Genomic DNA, 21,767 nt, shown 5'->3' with positions numbered 1-21,767 from the left:
CCTCAATGATACGGCCTTTCCCCGGCGAACGGGCCCTGCTGTGGACAACCGCCCGCCCCGGTCGCGGCTTTGTCCTAACCTGGGTCGGCAGTCAGGGGAGCCGTTCGCCGTCGGGGTGCGTCCCACGTACGGCGGGTGGGTGCGGGCAGGTCGGAGAGGGGACAGGGGATGGGTGGCGAGTCGGACGCGGGCGAGCGGGTGGTGACCTCGGGGTACCGGGGCGAGGAGGACGCCTTCCACGCCTACACCGCCGGGGTGCGGCCGCTGGCCGACCAGCTGCGGGAGTCGGCGGACCGGGGCCTGGCGGGCCCCGGCGCGTTCGACGAGCACGCGTTCTCCAAGATCGGCAGCGAGGTGGGCCTGGCCCAGGCGCTGCGGGTGGCCACCCAGCGGCAGCTCGACGGGGCGCGCGGCCTGGCCGAGAGCCTCGGCGGCACCGCGGACGCGGTCCGCGCGACCTGGACGAACCTGGAGGCCACCGAACACGACTCGGGCACCGCGCTGCGCCGGGCGGCGGGTGAGCCCGCGTGACCGCCCACGTCCGCGACCTGCTGGACCCGATGGTCCAGCCCGCCGCGACCGCCCAGCGCCACCTGGCGACCGACGACGACGCCATCGACCGCCTCGGCCACGCCCACGGCGCGATGAGCAGCACGTTCGCCACCGTCGACGAGGACGCCACCCGCTACGCGAGCTCGCTGCGCCAGGGCTGGTCCGGCCAGGGCTCGGCCCGCCACCAGCAGGACGTGGTGGCCCAGCAGGCCGCTGGCGCCGACCTGAGCCAGTACGGCGCCGACGTGCAGCGCGCGGTGCGCGACGCCGGGGAGATCCTGAAGGTCGGCCAGCGGGTCAACCAGGCCCAGATCGACGAGTTCAACCGGGTCGCCGCCGGTCTGCTGCAGGCCGCGGCCGCGCTGCGCCGGGCCGGTGACCCGGCGGGGGCGCAGCAGAAGCTGACCGAGCTGGCCCAGTACGCGTCCCGGCTGACCGGCGACACGTCGACCAACCTCGACACCGTGATGACCCAGCTCTCCGGGGTCGTCACGGCGCTGACCGGGGACGCGGGCTCGACCTCGGCGTCCAGCGCCACCGCGACCGCGCCACCCCCGCCCGCCGCGTACAACCAGCAGCAGGGCGGCGGCGGTGGGGGCGGCGGCGGCGGAGGTGGCTTCGCCGGTGGTGGGGGCGGCGGAGGTGGCGGCGGTCGGGTCACCAAGCGCCGCTTGCCGGTCGCGATCCCGCCGCAGCCGGGCACCGGCGTGGCGATCAACCTGCCGGACGGCAGCACGGTGATGGCACCGAACGAGACAGCGGCCAGGGCGGTGCGCGCGGCGCTGAGCCAGCTCGGTGTGCCTTATGTCTGGGGCGGCACGTCGCCGGGCGTCGGGCTCGACTGCAGCGGGCTCACCCAGTACGCGTACGGCGAGGGCGGGCTCGACATCCCCCGCACCTCCCGCGAGCAGGACATCGGCGCCGAGGTCCCCTCCGCCGACCAGCTGCTCCCCGGCGACCTGGTGTGCTGGGAGGGCCACGTCGCGATGTACATCGGCGAGGGCCAGATCGTCGAGGCGGGCGACCCGGTGCAGGTGGGTCCGCTGCGCACCACCAACTCCGGCATGCCGTTCGTCGGCTTCTACCGGCCGACCGGCTGACGGCGGGGGCGCACGTGGAGATCGACATCGACTACGAGCTGGACGCGGTCGCGCGCCGGGTCGAGCAGACCGAGCAGCGGGCGGCGGCCAGGCTGGAGCGGGTCGGCCCGGTCACCGGGCAGGCGTCCAACGGCGCGGTGACCGTGGAGGTCCGCCCCGGCGGCCAGCTCTCCCAGGTCCAGCTGACCCCGGCGGCCCTGGCGGGCGGCGCGGAGGCGCTCGCGGCGCAGATCATGGTGCTCGCCGGTCAGGCGACCAGGCGCGCGGGCGCGGCCATGCACCAGGCGCTCGCGCCGGTGCTGGGGCCGGAGGGCGAGCGGCACCTGGCCTCGCTGGGGTACGAGCCGATCGAGGACGAGGGCGAGGACCCGGTGTTCGACAGCCCGCTCGGGCCGCCGCCGAGGAGGCCGCGCCGATGACCGAGCGGGTCCCCGTCGAGCGCAGCACCCGGCAGCTGATCGCGGACGGCCGAGCGCGCCAGGAGGCCATGGCCAACGTCGACACCGTCCTGGCCTCGGTCCAGGGGACGGCGTACGACACCCACGGCAGCGTCCGGGTCACGGTGGACGGTCGCGGGAAGCTGGTCGACCTCTGGTTGCGCGCGGACGCGGTCCGCTGGGGACCGGAGCAGCTCGGCCGGTTGGTCGTCGCGGTCGCCGACGCCGCGCTCGCCCAGGCCACCCAGGCCGGCTACAACAAGCTGGGTCCGATCCTGGGCGACTCGATGACCCAGGCGATCGAGGTGTTGTCCGGTCGAGCCGCTCCCGCGCGGCGTGACGCAGGTCCCGGGATCACGGCGGAGGAGTTCCAGCGCAGACGCGATGAGCGGATGCACGCGCGGCAGGGCGGTTCCCACGCGGGCGGGGACACCGGTGGACAACCTACGCCGGGTGCGGGAACCATTGGCGGGCAAGCACATCCGGCGGCAGCGGCGGGTGGCCGCGGCGGACCTGGCGACGCGGCGGCGCGGACGGGTGACGGGCCGGGGCGACCGGGTTCGACCGGGCGGGCCGACGACGGGTTCGACCCCGACGACCCGCTCTCGTTCGACCTGTCCTCCCTACGTTCCGACCGGTGATCCGGACCCCGTAGGCTGCCGACGCGCCGCGCGGGTGTGCGCGCGCACCGTACGCCGATGGCTGCGCGACCAGGAGGACCTCCAATGGCCCAGGACATCGTCCCGATCGAGCTGGGGTTGCCGCAGGGTGACGTCGTCACGCTGTGGGCGCCGCGGTGGCGGGAAGACGGTGAGGAGTGGGAGGCGTTCCTCGGCCACGAGGACGACCTCTACGCCTTCCCCGACGCCGCGCACCTGGCGGCGTTCGTGCGCACCACCAGCGAGCACGACCTGTCCGACCACCCGGCCTGGCACCTGGTGCCCGCGCTGTCGGTGGCCGAGCTGATGCCGTCCGAGGACCACCAGTACGACCTGGTCGGCGTCCCGGAGCTGGTGGCGGAGGAGCCGGACACGTGGACGGTCGGCGAGCTCGCCGACATCGTCGCCATCGTGCGCGCGCTCGCCGACGTGTGCGAGCTCGACGAGGTGCACGAGGTGCTCAACTCCGCCGGCGGGTTCGCCGTGCTGGAGCAGGGCACCTTCCCGTTCACCGGTCGCGACGGCGAGCGGCTGTGGACCGACATGGCCGAGACCATCTCCGAGCGCTGGGACGAGGTGCTCGACGCGCTGGACTCGGTGGTGACCGTCCCGGACGTGGACGAGACCGCGCTGGAGAAGAGCGCCGAGGAGCTGGCCGCGTTCCACGCCGACGCCGCTGAGGCCGCCGCGGCCGAGGAGGACGACATCGAGCCGGTCGACGCGGACGAGACCGAGGGCGCCGAGGAGGAAGAGGCCGCTCCGGTCGGCTTCTGGGGCGAGGTCGGCATCGACCCGATCAAGGTCATCACCGGCGGCACCGAGTACTACACGCTGCGCTGCTACCTCGACGACGAGCCGGTGTTCCTCGGGCACGAGGGCCGCATCGTGACCGCGCCGTCCGCGCGCGGGCTGGCCAAGCTGCTGGCCACCGCCGACCTGGCCGACAACGACCTGGCCGAGGTCTCCACCTGGGACGAGGTCGCCACCAAGGCGACCGACGGCAGCCTGGACATCACCGTCGACACCGACAACACCTACGTGCTCGACGGTCTCGGCGACGACCTGGCCGAGGGCATCGACGCGGTGGACCCGGTGCAGCTGGACCTGGCCGTCGAGCTGCTCACCGACGCCGCCGACTGGGCGGGCGACGAGACGGTCGCCGAGGCGCTCAACCAGTCCGAGTCGCTGGGCTGGCTGGTCAGCTTCATCCTGGCCCCGGACCCGACCCGGCTGCCGCCGAGCCCGCCGTTCACCGAGGACGCGGCGAAGTGGACCAAGCTGGTGCAGGACTTCCAGGACCGGCTCAGCACCGAGAGCTGACGCACGCGAAGGGGGCCACCCGAGGGTGGCCCCCTTCGTCATGTCCGGGCTTGAGCGCTCAGGCGGTGCCGAGGAGCTTGGCGTACCCGGGCTTGATGGTGTTGTCGATGATGTCGAGGCGCTGCTCGAAGTCGATGAACGCGGACTTCATCGCGTTGATGGTGAACCAGCGCAGGTCGACCCAGTCGTAGCCGAACGCGTCGACCAGCGCCGCCAGCTCGCTGCTCACCGTGCAGCCGCTCATCAGCCGGTTGTCGGTGTTGACCGTCACGCGGAACCGCAGCGCGGTCAGCAGCCCGATCGGGTGCTCGGCGATCGAGCTCGCCGCGCCGGTCTGCAGGTTCGACGTCGGGCACAGCTCGAGCGGGATGCGCCGGTCGCGCACGTAGGCGGCGAGCGGGCCGAGCACCGGGCCGTCCGGGGTCAGGGTGATGTCGTCGACGATGCGCACGCCGTGCCCGAGCCGCTCGGCGCCGCAGTGCTGGATGGCCTCCCAGATCGACGGCAGCCCGAACGCCTCGCCCGCGTGGATGGTGAAGTGCGCGTTCTGCTGGTGCAGGAACTCGAACGCGTCGAGGTTGCGGGTGGGCGGGAAGCCCGCCTCCGGCCCGGCGATGTCGAACCCGACCACGCCCTCGGCGCGGTGCCGCACGGCGAGGTCGGCGATCTCCAGCGAGCGGGCGTTCTGCCGCATCGCGCACAGCAGCGTGCCGATCCGGATCACCCGGCCCGCGGCGGCGGCCCGGCGCTCACCCTCGCGGAAGCCCGCCTGCACGGCGCCCACGATGGTGTCGAGGTCGAGCCCGCGTTCGGTGAACAACTCGGGCGCGTACCGGACCTCGGCGTAGACGACTCCATCCGCAGCAAGGTCTTCCGCGCATTCGGCTGCCACCCGAACGAGTGCTTCTTCATCCTGCATGACACCGCAGGTGTGCGCGAAGGTCTCGAGGTAGCGCACCAGCGAACCCGAGTCGGCGGCCTCCCGGAACCACCCGCCGAGGGCTTCCGGGTCGGTGGTCGGCAGCGCGTCGTAGCCCGCGGCGGCCGCCAACTCCACCACGGTGGCGGGGCGCAGACCACCGTCGAGGTGGTCGTGCAGCAGGACTTTCGGGGCGTCGCGGATGGTGTCGGCGGTCAGCGGCACCGACTGGGGGGTGGCCATGGCGATCACGGTACCCATGCCCCCGCCTCCACCCGATCGGGTAGCGGGGTGGTCACGTAAGGTAGGTCCGGGCGTCCGCGTACCGCTGGATGGCCGTCGACCGATCGGGGTAATCCGTCGTGTCGGGACCGACTTACGAGCCACGGGTGGTGTATGGACGCGTTCTGGGACTGGCTAGGCTCCCCTGCGTCCGCCCCGAAACCGAGCCAAGCCCCCTCTCCCCTCCCCAGGACGAAGGTCACCTCCGTGAATGAGAACAACCCCACGGTGTCGTTCGACCGGATGCGCAACATGCTCACCCGGGCGGCCGAGATCCGTGAGAGCGAACAGCAGCAGATCTTCGACGCCCTGGACGAGATCCACGCCAGGCTCGCGCCGCTGGAGTCCATCGGGTCGGTGCGCAAGCGGTTGTCCGAGATGCCCGACCGCACCGAGGTCAGCGTGCTGGCCGAGCGGCTGGACGCGGCGCTGGCGAAGCTGGACGCGCAGGACGCGGCGATCGCGTCGATCGGCCGCGCGGTGGAGAGCGTCGTGGACAAGCTGGCCACGCCGTTCGCGCAGCTCGACGGTCGGCTCGACGGGGTCGCTGGCCGGTTCGAGGGCGTCGCGGGGCGGATGGACGGCCTCGAGGACAAGCTCTCCAGCATCCACCGGCGCATCGACGAGCTCGACAGCCACCTGGACAAGCAGGACAACCGCTTGGAGCAGGTGCCCGGCGCGGTGCACGGCCCGGTGCGCGAGCGCATCGAGATCCTGGAGACCGCGCTGCGCGGCCGCATCGACGAGGTCGACGAGGGCGTGCACGAGCACCTGGACGGCACCAAGGACGCGCTGGCGCGGGTGGTCGGCGAGCAGTCCGACACCGTGCGCGCGGCGGTGACCGAGGTCGGCGGCGCGGTCGCGGAGTCCACGACCACGGTGCGCGGCTTGGTTTCCGAGTCCACGACATCGGTGCGGGCCGCGGTGTCGGAGTCCACCACGTCGGTCCGGACCGCGGTGTCCGAGTCGACCGCGGCGGTGCGCGAGTCCGCGGACTCCCTGCACGGCGCGGTCACCGACCTGCGCGGCGTCGTCGGCGACTCGACGAACGCGCTGCACGGCCAGGTCACTGAGACCTCGGACTCGTTGCACGGCAAGCACGACGCCGCCGCGGCCGCGCTGGCCGAGCTGCGCAGCGCGGTCGGCGAGTCCGGTGACGCCGTGCGCGGCCGCCTGGACGAGGCCACCGACGCGCTGCAGGAGGCGCTGCGCGAGACCAAGGAGACCGTGGACGCGAGCGACCGCCTCGAGTCGCTGGCGCAGCGGCTGGAGAAGGTCACCGCGCGGCTCGACGAGATGGCCACCCGCCTCGACACCGTCGAGGACGGCTTCACCGCCCGCCTCGGCGACCTGGGCGGCGCCATCGAACGCGGCCTGAGCAAGGTCGAGGGCACCCTCTCCCACCGCCCCGACGCCGACTCGGTGGAAACCCTGGTCAAGCGCGGCAACGACGAGTCCGTCCGCCGCATCGGCGGCCACCTCGACGAGGCCATGGCCACCTTCGCCGAACTCATGCTCGGCGGCGGCCAGCCCACCCCGCCCCCGCCCACCACCCTGCCCCGCCAGGGCACCCGCCGCCGCACCACCAACGGCAAGGGCGTTAAGCCGTCCGACAAGGACAACACCGAAGAGAACGACATCGCCGCAGGCGCCTGACGTGTGAGGTCGACAAGTGGGGCCACCCTCTCCGGGTGGCCCCACTTCTCTTTTCCCCCACCGAACCCAGCCCTTCGATCTCTAGGCGGCGACGGGGTCCTCGGCGGTTGCGGGGATGTGGCGCAGGGTGCGGTAAGCGATCACGGCTAGCGCGCCTGCGATGACGGCGGTAACCGTTGCGGTGACGGTTAAGCCGTGGGTGAAGGCTTCTCGGGCGGCGGCGATGAGTGGGGCGTCGCCGGTGGCGGTTGCCTCGCCGAGGGTTGCGGGGCCGTTGGGGAGGTCGGCGGTGTAGATGGCGGCGCCGATGGTGCCGAGGATGGCCATGCCGAGGGCACCGCCGAGTTCGCTGGCGGTCTCGGACACCGCGGAGGCGGCGCCCGCGTGTTCGGCCGGGGCGGCGGTGAGCATCAGGTCGGAGGTCAGCGACGTGGTCATCAGCACGCCCGCGCCGACGCCGCCCGCGCCGAGCAGGACCAGCCACAGCGGCGACGTCGGCGTCAGCTGGGTGAGCACCACGAACGCCGATGCCAGCACCACCAGGCCCGACGCGACCAGGGTGGCGACCCGGACCCTGGTGGCCAGCACCCCGGTGACGGTCATCCCGACGATGATCAGCGGCATCGCGGCCAGCGACCACAGTGCGGCGGTGAACGGGCGCAGGCCGAGCACCAGCTGCAGGTACTGCGTGGTGAAGAACGTCGACCCGATGAAGCAGAACATGGCGACCACGTTGACGACCACGGCGCCGCTGAACGCCCGCACCCGGAACAGGGCCACGTCCACCAGCGGTGACCGCCCGGTGCGCTGCCCCTGCACGAACACCGCGCCCAGCAGCAGTCCGACCACCAGGGCGGCGACCGGCACCGGCGCGAACCCGTCCACCGCGAGCTTCTTGATGCCGTAGATCACCGCGAGCAGGGCGACCAGCGACAGCAGCGCGCCGCGCACGTCGAACCGCCCGGCGGCGGGGTTGCGGTACTCGGGCAGCAGGACCGGGCCGAGCACGACCAGCAGCACCATGGCGGGCACGTTGATCAGGAACGCCGAGCCCCACCAGAAGTGGTCGAGCAGGAAGCCGCCGACGATCGGGCCGACGGTGGCGCCGAGGGTCAGGCCGCCGGTCCACACCGCGATGGCGGTCTTGCGCTGCGCCGGGTCGTGGAACATCACCCGGATCAGCGAGAGCGTGGACGGCATCAGGGTCGCCCCGGCGACGCCGAGCAGGCCGCGAGTGATGATCAACACCTCGGGCGAGAAGGAGTACGCGGCGAGCACCGACGCGGCGCAGAACGCGGTGGCGCCGACCAGCAGCAGCCTGCGCCGCCCGATCCGGTCGCCGAGCGCGCCCATGGTGATCAGCAACCCGGCGAGCGCGAAGCCGTAGACGTCCATGATCCACAGCTGCTCGGTGCCGCTGGGCTGCAGGTCCGCGCTGATGAACGGCAACGCGAAGAACAGCACGCTGACGTCCATCGACACCAGCAGGCACGGCAGGACGAGAACGGCGAGACCGATCCACTCCCCGCGCCCGGCACGACCCTCGACCATGACCAACCCCTTGCTGTTTACGTCATACGCACTTTCGTTTATGTTATACGCAGAGGTAGGGTGGGACGTCAAGCCGATCCAGGGAACGAGGACATGACCGATACCGGACTCCCGGCCAGCATCGCCGCGGCCTGGGGCGTGCTGCCGCCGAGCCGAGGACCCAAGCGCGCGTTGAGCCTCGACCGGATCGTCACCGCCGCGGTGGCGGTCGCCGACGCCGACGGCCTCGACGCGCTGTCGATGAGCCGGGTCGCGGGCGAACTCGGCACCAGCGCGATGTCGCTGTACCGCTACGTCTCGGCCAAGGACGAACTCCTGACCCTGATGACCGACGCGATCTTCGTCGACGCCGCCGCGGTCACGTCCCCGGACTGGCGCCCCGCCCTCACCGAACTCGCCTGGGGCTGCCTGCGCGCCTACCGCGCCCACCCCTGGGCTGTCCGCATCCCCATCAGCGGCCCCCCGGTCACCCCGCACCAACTCCGCTGGCTGGAAACCGGCCTGGCCGCCCTCGCCCCGACGCCGCTGACCGCCGCCGAGAAGATGAGCGCCCTACTCCTGCTCAGCGGCATAGCCCGCAACGACGCCACCCTCGCCCACGACCTGGGCAACCCCGGCGACCTCATGCCCACCTACGCCCAAACCCTCCGCCAAATCCTTCCCCCGCAAGACTTCCCCCACCTGCTGGGCATCCTCAACACCGACGTCATGACCCAAGACGACCACCCCGACGTCGAATTCACCTGGTCCCTCGCCCGCATCCTCGACGGCCTCGCCGCATTGATCGAGGCAAAGTCAGGCCAGTAACCCATCCGAACGACCACCCCGCCGTGCCCGGTCCGAATTAGACAGATCGCTGCGGTGAGCTTCGCCTTGGTGGCGCCGGACTCAGGATCCGTTCAGGCGCAACGCAACCACCGTCGCGGGCGTCTGCATTTCATTCGGCCGGGTGACAGAAGTTATCCACATGTGGATCTCTGCGGGGGTTGGTTCAAGATCGACTGTCGGGGGGTCCTTGTAGACTGGACCAGGGCCGCCCCCCGGAGAGGGTGGGGGCTGGGCAGGGGTGGGACCGCGCGCGGGCGCGAAGCGGGGGCGGTAGCGCCGGGGCTCTGCGGGGGATGGGATCGCCGTGCCGGGGGGCGTTAGGGCGGGCTGCGCGAAGCAGGGGCGGTGCAGCGGCGGCGGGACCCGCAGGCGTGCGCGAAGCGGGGACGGCAGGGCGGGGAGGCTGCGCGGGTGGGACCGGGCGCTACGCGGAGGCGGTGCGGGGAGGCGGTGCGCCGGGTGGGATCGCAGGCGCGAAACGGGGGCGGTTGACTGGGAGCGCGCGCGAAGCGAGGCGGTAGAGCGGGGAGGCTGCGCGGGGGCGATAGAGCGGGGGCTGCGCGGGGCGAGACTGCGGGCGCGCGAAGCGGGGGCGGGACGGCGGGCGCGAAACGGGGGTGGGGCCGTGTGCGCGGGCGAAGAGGTCGGGTGGGGCCGCGAGGGAGCGGGGAAGTGCGTTAAGGGGCGTTTACTCGTAAGAGCGGGGCGTGGGCGGCTTGAGCGTGGCGGGGTGTTGACGACCAAGTGAGCCCGGGGCGCGGGCGCGTAAGAGCAGGCGGGGGCGCTGGAGGTAGGGGGCGATCTGCTGCCAGTAGATGAAGTCTGCGCAGGCGTGGGAAACCAAGGGGGTCAGGGGCGGATGGTGTCGGCGATCAGGGGGCGGGGAGCGGGGGCGGCTGAGCCGATGGTGAAGGAGCCGTCCAGGGTGGTGAGGGCGGCGGGGATGGTGGTGGGGTTGGTGGTGTGGAGTTCGAGGATGGGGTCGCCCGCGCGGACGGGGGTGCCGGGTTTGGTGTGGCAGAGGATGCCTGCGGCGGGGTCTACGGGGTCTTCCTTGCGGGCTCGGCCTGCGCCCAGGCGCCAGGCGGCTACGCCGATGGAGTAGGCGTCGAGGGAGGTGAGGATGCCGTCGGTGGGGGCTACCACGGTGTGGGTGTGGGTGGGGCGGGGCAGGGGTGCCGCGGGGTCGCCGCCTTGGGCGGTGATCATGCGGGCCCAGACCTCGAAGGCCTCACCGGACGCCAGGACGGGGGCGGGGTCCACATGGGACAGACCGGCCAGGGAGAGCATCTCGCGGGCCAGGGCCAGGGTCAGGTCGATGACGTCCGCGGGGCCGCCGCCCTGGAGTACTTCGACGGACTCGGCTACCTCGACGGCGTTGCCGACGGCGCGGCCCAGGGGCACGGACATGTCGGTCAGCAGAGCCGAGGTGCGCACACCGTGGGCCTGGCCGATCGACACCAGGGCGTCGGCCAGGCGGCGGGCGTCGGCGAGGGTCTTCATGAACGCGCCGGAGCCGAACTTGACGTCCAGGACCAGGGCCGACGCGCCCTCCGCCAGCTTCTTGCTCATGATCGAGCTGGCGATCAGCGGGATCGACTCGACCGTGGCCGTCACGTCGCGCAGCGCGTAGAGCTTCCGGTCCGCGGGCGCCAATCCCGTCGTCGCGGCGCAGATGACGGCGCCGACCTCGCGCAACTGCTGCTGGACCTCGTCCACCGTCAACTGCGCGCGCCAGCCGGGGATGGACTCCAGTTTGTCCAGCGTGCCGCCGGTGTGGCCGAGGCCGCGACCGGAGAGCTGGGGCACCGCCGCGCCGCAGGCCGCGACCAGGGGGGCCAGCGGCAGGGTGATCTTGTCGCCGACGCCGCCGGTGGAGTGCTTGTCGACGGTCGGGCGGTCGACCGCGAGCGACAGGACCTCACCGGAGTTGACCATCGCGGCGGTCCAGCGGGCGGTCTCGGCCGCGTCCATCCCGTTGAGGTACACCGCCATCGCGAGCGCGGACATCTGCTCGTCGGCCACCACGCCGCGGGTGTAGGCGTCGACCACCCAGTCGATCTGGTCGTCGCGGAGCCGGTGGCCGTCGCGCTTGGCGCGGATGACGTCGATGGCGGTGAACATCAGATCCCCTTCGCGGGCAGGTCTTCCGGGCCGAAGGCGTGCGGTAGCACCACCGTCATCGGCTGCGGACCGTCGGGCGTGTCGACGAGACAGTTAGGGCCACCGAGCTCGTAGATGACCTGTCGACACCGGCCACAGGGCATCAACAGCTCGCCCTCCCCGCTACGGCAAGCGAGTGCGACAAGGCGACCTCCGCCGGTCAGCCTCAACTGTCCAGCCAGGGTGCATTCCGCGCACAGCGCCAAGCCGTAAGAGGCGTTCTCGACGTTGCACCCGGTGATAACCCTGCCGTCGTCGACCAGGGCAGCGGCGCCGACCTGCAGTCCCGAATAGGGGCAGTACGCCAACGCAGCCGCAGATACCGCTGCCGCGCGCAGTGAGTCCCAGTCGACCGTCATACCGCGTGCCCCTTCCGGTAGGGCTCACCGACGAACTTGGGTGGCCGCAAGCGTTGCGAGGCCAACCCGAGTACCAGCAGCGTGACGACGTACGGCGCCGCACCGACCAACTCCGGCGGCACCTCACTGCTCGCGAAGTACCACCAGCCGAACAGCACCCCGATAGCCGCCGCGACCCCCGACAGCACGTTGTGGCCCGACCGGTACTGGATCACCGCGACAACAACCAGCGCGATCCCGAGCAACAGCAAGAGGGCGTGCACAGCGTTAGAGCCACGCAACGCCATAGCGTCGGTGTACCCGAACAACCCCGCACCAGTAGCCAGACCGCCTGGCCGCCAGTTGCCGAAGATCATCGCCGCCAGACCGATGAACCCGCGCCCACCGGTCTGCCCGTCGCGGTACTGCCCCGAGCTCACAGCCAGGAACGCGCCACCCAGCCCGGCGAACGCACCCGACGCCGTCACCGCGAGGTACTTGTACTTGAGCACGTTCACGCCCAGCGACTCCGCGGCGGAGGGCGACTCACCGCACGACCGCAGCCGCAGCCCGAACGGCGTCCGCCACAGCACCCACCCGGTAGCGACGATCAGCACTACGGCGAGCAGGGTGAGCAGTGAGATCTCCGTCGTAAGACCGCGCAGAACGCCCGCTAGGTCCGACACGAAGAACCAGCGCTTGCCCTCGATAGTCCCCATCAGGTCTGAGAACCCAGGCAGCGTCACCTTCGCGGCGTCCTCGATGCGTGGCGACTGCTTCTGGCCGCCACCCGGCGCGTCCGCGAAGTACAGCTTGGACAGGAACAACGCGGCCCCTGGCGCCAAGAGGTTGATGGCGACACCGGAGATGATGTGGTCCACGCCGAAAGTGACCGTCGCGACCGCGTGCAGCAGACCGCCGATGATGCCCAGGAACAACCCGAACACCACACCCGCCCACGGCCCCCACTGGTAGCCCGCGTAACCGGCGCCGAACGTGCCTAGAACCATCATGCCTTCAAGACCGATGTTGACCACACCGGCGCGTTCCGCCCAGAGGCCCGCGAGCGCGGCCATAGCGAGCGGTACCGCTGCCGTCAACGCGGCTTGCACAGTGCCAGCGGACGTCAGGTCCGTTGCACCGCTCAGCGCCCGTACGGCCGAGAGCACAAGAAGCGCGCCTACCGCGACGAGCAGGTAGACCATGGGCGACAGCCGCTTGCCGCGCCGGGCGGGGGCGGTCTCGATCCCCACCGACAGTCCGCCGACGGTCATGCGGACACCTCCTCAAGCGTCTTGGTGCGGCCGAGCGCCTTGCCCACGGCCTGTTGTTCCGCGCGCACCCGGTAGCGGCGGACCAGCTCGTAGGCGACGACGACCGACAGCACGATCACGCCCTGCATGATCAGGACGATCTCGCGCGGCACACCGGAGATGTCCAGCGCGTTCGCCGCGTTGTCCAGGAACCCCCACAGCAGTGCGGCGACCGCCATGCCGACCGGGTTGTTGCGCCCCAGCAGCGCGACAGCGATACCGACGAACCCCAGTCCCGGAGGGAAGTCCAGCGAGTACGTGTAAGAGGCCCCAAGCAGCTGCGGCATGCCTACGAGCCCAGCGACGGCCCCCGACAGCAGCATCGAGATGACGACCATCTTCTTGACACTGACCCCGCTGGCAACGGCCGCGGACTCCGATAGCCCTGTCGCCTTCAGTTCGAACCCGAACTTCGTGCGAGACAACACAAACCAGTACACGACGCCGACGATCGCGGCCAGCAGGATCAGCCCGAACACCTTCGTGGTCGACCCGGACACCTCGAAGCCCGGCACCTGCCCACCCTCGGTGATCTTCGCGGTGCCGATGTTGTTGCTGCCCGCCGTGGTCTCGGCCAGCCGGGCCGGGTTGAGCAGGTAGGACACCAGGTAGGTGGCGATGGCGTTGAGCATGATCGTCGAGATCACCTCGGACACGCCGCGGGTGACCTTGAGCAGCGCGGCCAGCCCGGCCCAGCCCGCGCCGACCAGCATGGCGACCGCGATGGTCAGCGCGATCCGCAGGAACGAGGGCAGGTTGTCCATGAACGCGGCACCGGCGAGCGCGGCGGAGAGCATCGCGGCGAGCCGGTACTGCCCGTCCACGCCGATGTTGAACAGCTTCATCCGGAAGCCGATCGCGACGGCGACGGCGGCCAGGTAGTAGACGGTGGCGCTGTTGACCGAGTTGACCAGGGTCCTCGGCCGCTGCGCCGCGGTGGCCATGGCGTCGACGGTGTCGATCGGCGAGTTCCCGGTCGCGGCCAGGATGATCCCGCACACCAGGGCGGCGAACACCAGCGCGCCGAGCGGGGCGGCCAGCCCGAGCAGGACCGAGCGGGGGGTGAGGTTGCGCATCAGTCTTCCCTCCCCGCGCCGGTCATCGCGGAGCCGAGCTGCTCCGGGGTCACCGCCGCCGGGTCGTGGTCGGCGACGAGCCTGCCGCGCAGGATCACCGACAGGGTGTCGGACATGCCGATCAGCTCGTCGAGGTCGGCGGAGATGAGCAGCACCGCGAGCTGCTCGGCGCGGGCCCGGCGGATGTGCTCCCAGATCGCGGCCTGCGCGCCGACGTCGACGCCGCGGGTCGGGTGCGAGGCGATCAGCAGCACCGGCGACCCGCTCATCTCCCGGCCGACGATCAGCTTCTGCTGGTTGCCGCCGGAGAGCGCGGAGGCGTTGACGCCGATGCCCGGGGTGCGGACGTCGTACTCGTCCACGATCCGCTCGGTGTCGCGCTTGGCGCCCTTGCGGTCGAGCAGCGGCCCGCGCACGTTGGGCGCGCTGGTCTGGTGGCCGAGGATCCGGTTCTCCCACAGGGGCGCCTCTAGGAGCAGACCCTGGCGGTGGCGGTCCTCGGGGATGTAGCCGATACCGGCCTCACGGCGATGTCGGGTCGTCGCGCGCGTGATGTCCTGACCGGACAAGGTGATCCTGCCCGCGCTGCACGACCTGATACCCATAAGAGCCTCGACCAGTTCCGCCTGCCCGTTGCCCTCAACGCCAGCGATACCCAGTACCTCACCGGCGTGGATGGTGAAGGAGACGTTGTCGAGCACCGTCCGGCCATCAGCGCTGAGCACTGTAAGACCCTCGACGGACAGGACAGTCGCATCTGTCACGGTGGACTCGCGCAGTTCGGGAACCGGGAGTGCGCTACCGACCATCAACTCGGCCAGCTTGCGCGCGGTCACACCCTCCGGCGAGACACTCGCGACTGTCGTCCCGCGCCGGATGACGGTGATGTCGTCGGCGACCGAGAGCACCTCGTCGAGCTTGTGCGAGATGAACAGGATGGTCAGGCCCTCGGCCTTGAGGTCGCGCAGGTTGCCGAACAGCTCGTCGACCTCCTGCGGCACCAGCACGGCGGTCGGCTCGTCCAGGATCAGCGTCCGCGCGCCGCGGTAGAGGACCTTCAGGATCTCGACCCGCTGCCGCTCGCCGACCCCGAGGTCGTCGACCAACCGGTCCGGGTCGACGCCGAGGCCGTAGGCGGTGGAGATCTCCGTGATCTTGGCGCGCGCCGCGGCGAAGTCGAGGCCGACGCCCTTGCGCGGCTCGCTGCCCAGGACGACGTTCTCCAGCACGGTGAGGTTGTCCGCGAGCATGAAGTGCTGGTGCACCATGCCGATCCCGGCGCGGATGGCGTCAGCGGGCGAGGAGAAGGCCACCGGTGCGCCGTCGATGGCGATGGTGCCCTCGTCCGGCTGCTGCATGCCGTAGAGGATCTTCATCAGGGTGGACTTGCCCGCGCCGTTCTCCCCCACCAGCGCGTGCACGGTGCCCGCCCGGACGGTGATGTTGACATCGGAATTGGCGACCACGCCGGGGAAGCGCTTGGTGATCGCGGACAACTGGACGGCTGGGGCGGGCGCACCGCCCGCTGGTGGCTCCGGTGACACGGCCGAGTCCTTGTCGCTGGGGTGGAGGAGCAGGGTGGGAGGAGCAGGGCGGGTGGAGCAGGGTGGGGAAACGCGACGGACCCGGGCCGCTGGTCGCGGGACCCGGGTCCGTCGGCGAGTGGGGCGCCCGCTTACTTGGTCGACGGGACCTTGATCTCGCCCGAGGTGATCTTGGTCTTGTACTCGTCGATCTTGGTCTTGATGTCGTCGATCTTGCCACCGCTGGTGGCGTAGTCGATGCCACCGGCCTTGAGGTCGTAGACCTTCTCGCCCTTGGCGAACTTGCCGTCCTTGACCGAGGTGATGAAGTCGTACACCGCGACGTCCACCTCCTTGATCATCGAGGTGATGATCACGTCCTTGACGTCGGCGAGCGCGGGCAGGTTGTACTGGTCGGAGTCGACGCCGATGCCGAACTTGCCGTTGGCCTTGGCGGTCTTGAACACGCCGTTGCCCGAGCCGCCCGCGGCGGCGTAGACGATGTCGGCGCCCGCGTCGAACATGCCCTTGGCGGCGGTCTCGCCCTTGGCCGGGTCGTTGAACCCGGTGAAGTCCGGCGGCTGGGTCAGGTACTTGACCTGCACGGTCGCGTCCGCCTTGGCGGCCTTGACGCCCGCGGTGAAGCCGACCTCGAACTTCTGGATCAGCGGGACGTTGACGCCGCCGATGAAGCCGACGTTGCCGGTCTTGCTCTTGAGCGCGGCGGCCACCCCGACCAGGAAGGAGCCCTCCTGCTCGGCGAAGGTCAGGTTCGCGACGTTGTCCGCCGCGGGGCCCGCGCTGTCGATGATCGCGAACTTGACCTCGGGGAAGTCCTTGGCGGTCTTCTCGATGGCGGTCTCGTAGGCGAAGCCGACGGCGATGATGGTGGTGTAGCCGCCCTCGGCGAGCTGGCGGAGCCGGTCCTCCTTCTGCGCGTCGGTCTCCCCGGCCGCGGCCTCGAGCTCCTTGATGTCGATGCCGAACTCGGACTTGGCCTTGTCCAGACCACGCGCGGCCGAGTCGTTGAACGACTGGTCGCCGCGGCCGCCGATGTCGTAGGCCAGCCCGATCTTGAGGCTGGACGCGGCCGCGCTGCTGCCGCCGGTGGTGGTGCCACCGGAGCCGGTGTCGTTCTTGGAGCCACAAGCGGCCAGGGTGAGCCCCAGCGCCATCAGGCCTGCCGCGAGACGAAGTCCCCGCATTCGACGCAAGGCTTTCTCCTTCCGGATCTCCGCGCGTCCTCGGACGCTGCCGTTGTCGCAGGACCGTACTCCCCGGTACGGACCTTTCCCCGGCACGACGCAGGGTGTGACCCAATTGTTGGTTGGCACCACCCAGGGTGGCCAGTCGAGGACCCGACCGGGTGGCCGCGGCCGTGACCAGGGTCGGACCGGCGCCTTCGTCAGTCCTCAGTGGACGAATAGGGGCCGCCGGTAGGGGAGGGCGGCCGGACAACAGGGGTGGGCCGGAATCGATTCAGCACCACTGGGTCCCCAACCGGGCGGCGGCCGCGACGCTGCGTCACCGAAACCGCCGACCGGCTCGGGCGCAGTGGCTCCACCAGCGGGGGACGACGGTCGGGTGCGTGTCTCGTCCGTCACAGAGGGGATCGGCGGGTTGGGTGCGGTCCGCTCGTCGGGTCTAGCATCCGTTGGGTCAAGGCCCGTTTCGTGTGGAGTGCCCACACGCCGCGGCACCCACCCGCTAGTCGTCAGCGGCTAGTCCACCAGCGACGCAGGAGGCCTGCCTCGATGTCCGACTCGGCCATCGCCACCGAGCAGGTGGCGCCGCGCGGGTCCCGGCGCACCGGGACGCTCTACCGCGGCGACCCGGGCATGTGGTCCTGGGTGGCGCACCGGATCACCGGCGTGCTCACCTTCTTCTTCCTCTTCGCCCACGTGCTCGACACGGCGCTGGTGCGGGTCTCGCCGAACGCCTACGACGAGATCATCGAGACCTACAAGACCCCGGTGGTCAACCTCCTCGAGGTCGGCCTGGTCGGCGCGGTGCTCTACCACGCGCTCAACGGCCTGCGGGTGCTGCTGGTCGACTTCTGGAAGCACGGCCCCCGGCTGCAGAAGCCGATGCTGTGGACGATCCTGGGCATCTGGGTCGTGGTGATGATCCCCGGGACCTACTTCATGCTGGAGCGCACCGTGCGCGAGATGTTCGGGGGCAACTGAGCATGACGCTCGCACTGGACAAGCCGCGCGCACCGCGCCGCCCAGCCGCCCGCCGGGGCAACTTCGAGCTGGTCAGCTGGGTCTTCATGCGGGTGTCGGGGCTCGCACTGATCGTGCTGGTGCTCGGGCACCTGTTCATCATGAACATCCTCGACGGCGGCGTGCACCGGATCAACTTCGCCTTCGTCGCCGGTCGCTGGTCGAGCCCCTTCTGGCAGGTGTGGGACCTGCTGATGCTGTGGCTGGCCGAGCTGCACGGCGCGAACGGGTTGCGCACGGTCATCAACGACTACGCGCGCAAGGACGGCACCCGGTTCTGGCTGAAGATCATGCTCTACGTGTCGGTGGTGCTGATCCTGTTCCTCGGCACCTACGTGATCTTCACCTTCGACGCGACGATCCCGACCACGCACTGAGCGCGCGCACCCACCACACCCGAGTCGGAAGAAGCGGTTGACCCATGCAGTTCCACAAGTACGACGTGGTGATCGTCGGGGCAGGTGGCGCGGGCATGCGCGCGGCCCTGGCGGCGGCCACCGAGGCCGGGCACGCGCCGCGCACCGCGGTGCTGACGAAGCTGTACCCGACCCGGTCGCACACCGGCGCGGCGCAGGGCGGCATGTGCGCCGCGCTGGCCAACGTCGAGGAGGACAACTGGGAGTGGCACACCTTCGACACGATCAAGGGCGGTGACTACCTGGTCGACCAGGACGCCGCCGAGGTCATGGCGAAGGAGGCCATCGACGCCGTCCTCGACCTGGAGAAGATGGGCCTGCCGTTCAACCGGACGCCCGAGGGCCGCATCGACCAGCGCCGCTTCGGCGGGCACACCCGCAACCACGGCGAGGCCGCCGTGCGCCGGGCCTGCTACGCCGCGGACCGCACCGGCCACATGATCCTGCAGACGCTCTACCAGAACTGCGTCAAGCACGGGATCGAGTTCTTCAACGAGTTCTACGTGCTCGACATCTGCCTCACCGAGACCGAGTCCGGTCCGGTCTGCACCGGCGCGGTCGCCTACGAGCTGGCCACCGGCGAGATCCACGTGTTCCAGGCCAAGGCCGTCGTGTTCGCGACCGGCGGCTTCGGCAAGGTCTTCAAGACGACGTCCAACGCGCACACCCTCACCGGTGACGGCATGGGCATCATCTTCCGCAAGGGCCTGCCGCTGGAGGACATGGAGTTCTACCAGTTCCACCCGACCGGCCTCGCGGGCCTGGGCATCCTGCTCACCGAGGGCGCCCGCGGCGAGGGCGCGATCCTGCGCAACGCCTCCGGCGAGCGGTTCATGGAGCGCTACGCCCCCACCATCAAGGACCTCGCGCCGCGCGACATCGTCGCCCGCTCGATGGCCCTGGAGGTGCTGGAGGGTCGCGGCGCCGGTCCCAACAAGGACTACGTGCTGCTCGACTGCACCCACTTGGGCGCCGAGGTCCTGGAGACCAAGCTGCCCGACATCACCGAGTTCGCCCGGACCTACCTCGCGGTGGACCCGGTGACCGAGCCGGTGCCGGTGTACCCGACCGCGCACTACGCGATGGGCGGCATCCCCACCAACATCCACGGCGAGGTGCTGCGGGACAACGACAACGTCATCCCCGGCCTCTACGCGGCCGGTGAGTGCGCGTGCGTGTCCGTGCACGGCGCCAACCGGCTCGGCACGAACTCGCTGCTGGACATCAACGTGTTCGGCCGCAGGGCAGGCCTATCCGCGGCGAACTACGCGGCCAACCACGACCTGATCGACCTCCCGGAGAACCCGGCGACGGTCGTGCAGGACCAGGTGTCGCTGCTGCTGTCGGACCACGGCCGCGAGCGCGTCGCCGACATCCGCACGGCGCTGCAGGCCACGATGGACGCCAACGCCTCGGTGTACCGGACCGAGGAGACGCTCAAGCAGGCGCTGCACGACGTCCAGGCGCTCAAGGACCGCTACGCGCACATCTCCGTGCAGGACAAGGGGAAGCGGTTCAACACCGACCTCCTCGAGGCCGTCGAGCTGGGCTTCCTGCTCGAGCTGGCGGAGATCCTGGTCGTGGGCGCGCTGGAGCGCAAGGAGTCCCGCGGCGGTCACGCGCGCGAGGACTACCCCAACCGCGACGACACGAACTACATGCGGCACAGCATGTTCTACAAGCAGGGCGATGGTCTCAAGAGCGAGATCCGGCTGGACTACAAGCCCGTGACCTTCACCAGGTACAAGCCCATGGAGCGGAAGTACTGATGACTGCGGCCACTGTGGACCGGGAGACCTCTGGAGCGCGCGGGGACCAGCCGCCGGTGCCCGACGGTGCGATCACCATCACCGTGAAGATCATGCGGTTCAACCCGGAGGTCGACTCCGAGCCGCGCTGGGAGTCCTTCGGGGTGCCCGCGCTGCCCACCGACCGGGTGCTGAACCTGCTGCACTACGTCAAGTGGTACCTCGACGGCACGCTGACCTTCCGCCGGTCCTGCGCGCACGGCATCTGCGGCTCGGACGCCATGCAGATCAACGGCGTGAACCGGCTGGCGTGCAAGGTGCTGGTCAAGGACCTGATGTCGGGCGGCGGCAAGCACACCACGATCACCGTGGCGCCGATCAAGGGCCTGCCGGTGCACAAGGACCTGCTGGTCGACATGGAACCCTTCATGGAGGCGTTCCGGGCGGTCAAGCCGTTCCTCATCACCTACGGCAACGAGCCCACGCGGGAGCGGATCCAGTCCGCCGCCGACCGCGAGCGCTTCGACGACACCACCAAGTGCATCCTGTGCGCCTGCTGCACCACGTCGTGCCCGGTGTTCTGGAACGAGGGCAGCTACTTCGGCCCCGCGGCCATCGTCAACGCCCACCGCTTCATCTTCGACTCCCGCGACGAGGGCTCCCAGGAGCGCCTGGACATCCTCAACGACGCCGAGGGCGTGTGGCGCTGCCGCACCACCTTCAACTGCACCGACGCGTGCCCCCGCGGCATCCAGGTCACCAAGGCGATCCAAGAGGTCAAGCGCGCCCTGCTCTTCCGCCGCTGAGTTCTTCCTGCTAGAGGCCGCGTCCCTTGCCCGGGGCGCGGCCTCTTTCAGTTGCGCAGCTTCGGTACCGCTGCCTCGGCCAGTACGCGCGCGCCTTCACCGGAGACGGTCAGGTCAACGGGGACGTCGGGTCGGAGGCGGACGAAGACGGTGGCACCGCTGATCCGCGCGGGACGGCCGCCTACATGCTCCCCGTAGGCGGAGGTGTCTTGCAGGCTTGTGGTTAGGGCTATCTCGTTGCGTCCGGCGGTGCACTTGTCCTGCACTGGGGTGGCCTCTAGGACCTCGCAGAGGCGCTTGGTGCGGTCTTCCTTGGGGAGGTCGACGATGCTGACGCCGGTGAGATCCGTGGGCGCGGTCAGCACCGGCCGCAACGCCTCCAACGCGTGATCCACCAACGCCTTGTCTTCCGGCTCCACAGTGACATTCACCGATGTGGCCCCCAGATCCAGCCCAGGCCCCCCGAGCCGCACCGTGACCACCCGATCCCCACCCCGCAGAACACAAGCCCCAGCGGCGGTCACAGACCCCTGCACGGGCCCCGCGACCTCACCCCACGGCAGGGCCTGGCACAACACCTGCCCGGCGGTCTCGGGGAACACATCGGCCAACGCGGCCCCACTGATCACCGGCACCACCCGCACGTCGTACTCAGCCACCGTCACCGGCCCCTCCACCGGCTCCGCACCGCACCCGGCCACCAGCACCAGCGCCACCAACCCCATCCGCATACCTGGTGACGCTACTCACGATCGAGTGAACGCACCCCGATGCGTCCTTCCCGCGACCAGCGGCCTAGCCACGCGACAGGTCCTCGCCGGATGTGCGGTCGTACCCAGACAACCGAACCCCGCA

General features: G+C 70.6%; 20 protein-coding genes. 11 read left to right on the top strand and 9 right to left on the bottom strand.

Annotated elements, in window-relative coordinates; all coding sequences use genetic code 11:
* Positions 1–168: 168 nt before the first annotated feature.
* The 5 genes from LV79_RS08655 to LV79_RS08635 all read left to right on the top strand — a co-directional run bounded on the left by LV79_RS08655 (position 169) and on the right by LV79_RS08635 (position 4,068).
* Positions 169–531, top strand: coding sequence for a hypothetical protein (locus LV79_RS08655; protein WP_253833930.1), 363 nt, complete (start codon positions 169–171; stop codon positions 529–531).
* Positions 528–1,652 (top strand): C40 family peptidase, encoded by a 1,125-nt coding sequence (locus tag LV79_RS08650; protein ID WP_253833928.1) that lies wholly within the window; start codon positions 528–530, stop codon positions 1,650–1,652. The genes LV79_RS08655 and LV79_RS08650 overlap by 4 nt, the downstream gene beginning before the upstream one ends.
* A 14-nt stretch (positions 1,653–1,666) precedes the next feature.
* On the top strand, positions 1,667–2,071 hold the full coding sequence (locus LV79_RS08645) for a YbaB/EbfC family nucleoid-associated protein (RefSeq protein ID WP_253833926.1): 405 nt from the start codon (positions 1,667–1,669) through the stop codon (positions 2,069–2,071).
* Positions 2,068–2,730 (top strand): YbaB/EbfC family nucleoid-associated protein, encoded by a 663-nt coding sequence (locus tag LV79_RS08640; RefSeq protein WP_253833924.1) that lies wholly within the window; start codon positions 2,068–2,070, stop codon positions 2,728–2,730. The genes LV79_RS08645 and LV79_RS08640 overlap by 4 nt, the downstream gene beginning before the upstream one ends.
* 84 nt (positions 2,731–2,814) lie before the next feature.
* The gene (locus LV79_RS08635) at positions 2,815–4,068 is read left to right on the top strand and encodes a SatS C-terminal domain-containing protein (RefSeq protein ID WP_253833922.1); all 1,254 of its coding nucleotides are present in this window, start codon (positions 2,815–2,817) and stop codon (positions 4,066–4,068) included.
* Positions 4,069–4,126: 58 nt separating this feature from the next.
* Here LV79_RS08635 and LV79_RS08630 read toward each other — a convergent pair whose 3' ends face one another.
* The gene (locus LV79_RS08630) at positions 4,127–5,230 is read right to left on the bottom strand and encodes an adenosine deaminase (protein ID WP_253835927.1); all 1,104 of its coding nucleotides are present in this window, start codon (positions 5,228–5,230) and stop codon (positions 4,127–4,129) included.
* Positions 5,231–5,476: 246 nt separating this feature from the next.
* Between LV79_RS08630 and LV79_RS08625 the strand changes: the two genes are divergently transcribed.
* The gene (locus LV79_RS08625; RefSeq protein WP_372495288.1) at positions 5,477–6,925 is read left to right on the top strand and encodes a hypothetical protein; all 1,449 of its coding nucleotides are present in this window, start codon (positions 5,477–5,479) and stop codon (positions 6,923–6,925) included.
* Between the two features lie 81 nt (positions 6,926–7,006).
* On the opposite strand, the gene LV79_RS08620 is transcribed toward LV79_RS08625, so the two are convergent.
* Positions 7,007–8,476: an MFS transporter gene (locus LV79_RS08620; protein ID WP_253833920.1), complete on the bottom strand. Its 1,470-nt coding sequence runs from the start codon at positions 8,474–8,476 to the stop codon at positions 7,007–7,009.
* A gap of 93 nt (positions 8,477–8,569) precedes the next feature.
* Between LV79_RS08620 and LV79_RS08615 the strand changes: the two genes are divergently transcribed.
* A complete protein-coding gene (locus tag LV79_RS08615) occupies positions 8,570–9,283 on the top strand; it encodes a TetR/AcrR family transcriptional regulator (RefSeq protein ID WP_253833918.1) in 714 nt (237 codons plus the stop codon).
* An 870-nt stretch (positions 9,284–10,153) separates the two neighbouring features.
* Here the strand turns inward: LV79_RS08615 and LV79_RS08610 are convergent.
* The 6 genes from LV79_RS08610 to LV79_RS08585 all read right to left on the bottom strand — a co-directional run bounded on the left by LV79_RS08610 (position 10,154) and on the right by LV79_RS08585 (position 16,922).
* Entirely contained in the window at positions 10,154–11,428 is a 1,275-nt protein-coding gene (locus LV79_RS08610) for a thymidine phosphorylase (RefSeq protein ID WP_253833916.1), read from the bottom strand.
* Entirely contained in the window at positions 11,428–11,826 is a 399-nt protein-coding gene (locus LV79_RS08605) for a cytidine deaminase (protein ID WP_253833914.1), read from the bottom strand. The genes LV79_RS08610 and LV79_RS08605 overlap by 1 nt, the downstream gene beginning before the upstream one ends.
* Positions 11,823–13,079, bottom strand: a complete 1,257-nt coding sequence (locus tag LV79_RS08600) for an ABC transporter permease (protein ID WP_253833912.1) — start codon at positions 13,077–13,079, stop codon at positions 11,823–11,825. Before LV79_RS08600 ends, LV79_RS08605 begins: the two co-directional genes overlap by 4 nt.
* On the bottom strand, positions 13,076–14,194 hold the full coding sequence (locus LV79_RS08595; protein WP_253833911.1) for an ABC transporter permease: 1,119 nt from the start codon (positions 14,192–14,194) through the stop codon (positions 13,076–13,078). The genes LV79_RS08600 and LV79_RS08595 overlap by 4 nt, the downstream gene beginning before the upstream one ends.
* Positions 14,194–15,738 carry an ABC transporter ATP-binding protein gene (locus LV79_RS08590; RefSeq protein ID WP_253833909.1) on the bottom strand — a complete coding sequence of 515 codons (1,545 nt, stop codon included), beginning with the start codon at positions 15,736–15,738 and terminating at the stop codon, positions 14,194–14,196. The genes LV79_RS08595 and LV79_RS08590 overlap by 1 nt, the downstream gene beginning before the upstream one ends.
* 131 nt (positions 15,739–15,869) lie before the next feature.
* Complete coding sequence (locus tag LV79_RS08585; protein WP_253833907.1) at positions 15,870–16,922, bottom strand: BMP family lipoprotein; 1,053 nt, start codon at positions 16,920–16,922, stop codon at positions 15,870–15,872.
* A gap of 549 nt (positions 16,923–17,471) precedes the next feature.
* Here LV79_RS08585 and sdhC point away from each other — a divergent pair.
* Genes sdhC through LV79_RS08565 form a run of 4 tightly spaced genes read left to right on the top strand, consistent with a single transcriptional unit; the run spans position 17,472 to position 20,912 of the window.
* Entirely contained in the window at positions 17,472–17,903 is a 432-nt protein-coding gene (sdhC, locus tag LV79_RS08580; RefSeq protein ID WP_253833905.1) for a succinate dehydrogenase, cytochrome b556 subunit, read from the top strand.
* Positions 17,904–17,905: 2 nt separating this feature from the next.
* Entirely contained in the window at positions 17,906–18,319 is a 414-nt protein-coding gene (locus LV79_RS08575) for a succinate dehydrogenase hydrophobic membrane anchor subunit (RefSeq protein ID WP_372495287.1), read from the top strand.
* A 44-nt stretch (positions 18,320–18,363) separates the two neighbouring features.
* Positions 18,364–20,127 (top strand): succinate dehydrogenase flavoprotein subunit, encoded by a 1,764-nt coding sequence (gene sdhA, locus LV79_RS08570; RefSeq protein WP_253833903.1) that lies wholly within the window; start codon positions 18,364–18,366, stop codon positions 20,125–20,127.
* Complete coding sequence (locus LV79_RS08565; RefSeq protein WP_092777926.1) at positions 20,127–20,912, top strand: succinate dehydrogenase iron-sulfur subunit; 786 nt, start codon at positions 20,127–20,129, stop codon at positions 20,910–20,912. The genes sdhA and LV79_RS08565 overlap by 1 nt, the downstream gene beginning before the upstream one ends.
* Positions 20,913–20,959: 47 nt before the next feature.
* Here LV79_RS08565 and LV79_RS08560 read toward each other — a convergent pair whose 3' ends face one another.
* On the bottom strand, positions 20,960–21,643 hold the full coding sequence (locus LV79_RS08560; RefSeq protein ID WP_253833901.1) for a hypothetical protein: 684 nt from the start codon (positions 21,641–21,643) through the stop codon (positions 20,960–20,962).
* Between the last annotated feature and the right edge of the window lie 124 nt (positions 21,644–21,767).

Source organism: Actinokineospora globicatena, assembly GCF_024171945.1.
GTDB lineage: Bacteria > Actinomycetota > Actinomycetes > Mycobacteriales > Pseudonocardiaceae > Actinokineospora > Actinokineospora globicatena.
Note: the sequence above shows the minus strand (reverse complement) of the source record. Positions and strands in the feature narration are given on the sequence as shown.